Consider the following 2,739-nt stretch of genomic DNA (forward strand, 5'->3'; position numbering starts at 1 on the left):
GTGGCCGAGAAGTTCCTCGCCTGACTGAATGGGTGTCCCGTGACCATGCCCACGTACTGGTTCTCGCCATTCCCGTCGCGAGTTCCGAACCCTTCGATACCGTGGTGGGTCACTCCCCCTGAGAAGGCCGACCGTTGATCATCGAGCGCGATCTCACGCCCTACGTCGTCTACTCCGGCGACCCCGTGCTCCGCGCGCTGGAGAAGATCACCGCCAACAAGGCCCGGGTGATCTTCCTCGTCGACGCTCACGGCCATCTCGACGGCGTCCTGTCCGACGGCGACTTCCGGCGCTGGGTCAGTGGCGGTGCGCGGCTCGACGTCGACGTACCCGCACTCGAGGCCGCCAACACGACGCCGCGGAGCCTGCCCATCGGCAGCAGCCCCGCCGAGATCGCGCACGCCTTCGGCTCCGGCATCGACCACGTGGCCCTCGTCGACGAGCGCCACCACCTCGTCGCGATCGCGATCAACCGCGCCGACGAGCTGCGCATCGGCCGCCACCTCGTGGCCCACGACGCGCCCACCCTCGTGATCGCCGAGATCGGCATCAACCACCAGGGCGACATCGACCTGGCGAAGCGGCTGGTCGACGAGTCCAAGCTCGCCGGCGCGGACATCGTGAAGTTCCAGCTGCGCGACATGGAGGCGCTCTACCGCCAGGGCTCCGCCGGATCGGGCGGCGAGGACCTCGGCCCGCAGTACACCCTCGACCTGCTCGCGAAGTACAACCTCGACGCCGACCATCTCTTCACGGTCTTCGACCACTGTGCCGAGGTCGGGGTCGACGTGATGTGTACGGCGTGGGACCCGCGCAGCGTCGACCGGTTGGTCGACTACGGCGTGCCGTCGCTGAAGGTCGCCTCCGCCGACATGACCAACCACGCGCTGCTGCGACACATGGCGGCGTCGGGGACGCCGATGGTGATCTCAACCGGCATGTCGACCGAGGGCGAGATCCGCGAGACCATCGAGGTGATGCGCTCGACCGGGGTCGCGCACGCCTTCCTGCACTGCCAGTCGACCTATCCCGCCCCGTTCAAGGACCTCAACCTCGCCTACCTCACGCGGCTGGCCGAGCTGGCCCAGACCCCGGTCGGCTACTCCGGCCACGAGCGCGGCTTCCACGTGCCGGTCGCCGCCGTGGCGCTGGGTGCGCGCATCATCGAGAAGCACGTCACCGTCGATCGTGACCTCGAGGGCAACGACCACAAGGTCAGCCTGCTGCCCGAAGAGTTCGCCGAGATGGTGCAGCGGATCCGCGAGATCGAGGAAGCCCTCGGCTCCACCGCGCCGCGCGCGGTGTCCACCGGCGAGATGATGAACCGCGTCAACCTCGCCAAGTCGCTCGTCGCCACCCGCCGGATCGAGGTCGGCGAGGTGCTCACGGCCGCAGACGTCGACATCAAGAGCCCCGGTCGCGGGCTCCAGCCCAACGCCTTCGACAAGCTCGTCGGCCGCACCGCCAACCGCGCGCTCGATGCCGGCGACTTCTTCTACGCCACCGACCTCGGGGACGGCGTGCCGACCGGCCGCGACTATGCCTTCCAACGGCCGTGGGGACTGGCCGTGCGCTACCACGACATCGAGGCGATGACGCGGGACACGACCCCCGACTTCCTGGAGTTCCACTTCTCCTACAAGGACGTCGACCTGCCGGTGGCCGAGGTGTTCGAGAAGTACCCCGACGGACTCCCGATGGGCTTCACGACGCACTCCCCCGACCTCTTCGCCGGCGACTTCCTGCTCAACCTCGCCTCCGACGACGACGCCCACTGGGAGCGGTCGATCCGCGAGCTCCAGCGCGTCGTCGACACCACCCGCGAGATGCAGAAGCACTTCCGCCGTCCGGCCGACGCCCGAGCCGACGAGCAAGGTCCGGTGATCGTGGCCAGCCTCGGCGGCTTCACCACCGACGCCTTCGTCGCCCCTGCCGAGCGGCAGGCGATGTATGCCCGGGTGGCCGCAGGGCTGGCGCGCATCGACGACTCCGGCGTGCGCCTCTGCGCGCAGACGCTGCCCCCCTACCCCTGGTACATGGGTGGCCAGCTCTACTGCAACCTCTTCGTCGACCCGCGCGACACCGCCGACTTCGCGGCGACGTACGACCGGCGGCTCTGCTTCGACGTCTCCCACTCCAAACTGGCGGCGAACTACCTCGGCATGTCCTTCGCCGAGGCGACCGACCTCTTGGCCCCGCACACCGAGCACCTCCACCTCGTCGACGCGACCGGCGTCGACGGCGAGGGCGTGCAGGTCGGCGACGGAGAGATCGACTGGCCGGTCCTGGCCCAGCAGCTCGACGCGCACGCGCCGGGGGTCAGCTTCATCCCGGAGATCTGGCAGGGACACGTCAACGACGGCGAAGGCTTCTGGATCGCCCTGGAGCGACTCGAGCAATGGTTCTGACCGCACCCATCGCCCTGTGGGTGATCCCGGTCGGTGACCTGGCCGGCGTGGCCCGCCACGCGCTCGACGTCGCCAGCACCGGCATCCCCGGCTGGCGGCTGGTCTTCCTCACTCCGCCGGGCGAGCTGCCGGGCGAGCTGCGAGCCGCGGGTGCCGCCGTGCTCGAGCAGCCCTTCGGGCCGGACCACGGGCTGCGCACCTCGATCGCGACGCTGCGCCACGCGGTCCGCACTCTGCGACCGGCGGTCGTGCACTCGCACCTGGCCTACGCCGACATTGCCGCCGCCCTCGTCGGTGGCGCGACCCTGATTTCGACCGAGCACGGCATCGC

At 69.7% G+C, this 2,739-nt stretch carries 1 protein-coding gene and 1 pseudogene; both read left to right on the top strand.

All coding sequences use genetic code 11. The annotated features are described in order from the left end of the window. The first annotated feature begins 134 nt into the window (after nucleotides 1–134). Nucleotides 135–2,408, top strand: a complete 2,274-nt coding sequence (locus RMO85_RS13450) for an N-acetylneuraminate synthase family protein (RefSeq protein ID WP_310529232.1) — start codon at nucleotides 135–137, stop codon at nucleotides 2,406–2,408. Next, nucleotides 2,399–2,739 (top strand): annotated as a pseudogene (locus RMO85_RS13455) (glycosyltransferase); the annotation flags it as partial. The gene RMO85_RS13450 and the pseudogene RMO85_RS13455, both read left to right, overlap by 10 nt.

The organism is Nocardioides sp. (assembly GCF_031422975.1).
GTDB lineage: Bacteria > Actinomycetota > Actinomycetes > Propionibacteriales > Nocardioidaceae > Nocardioides.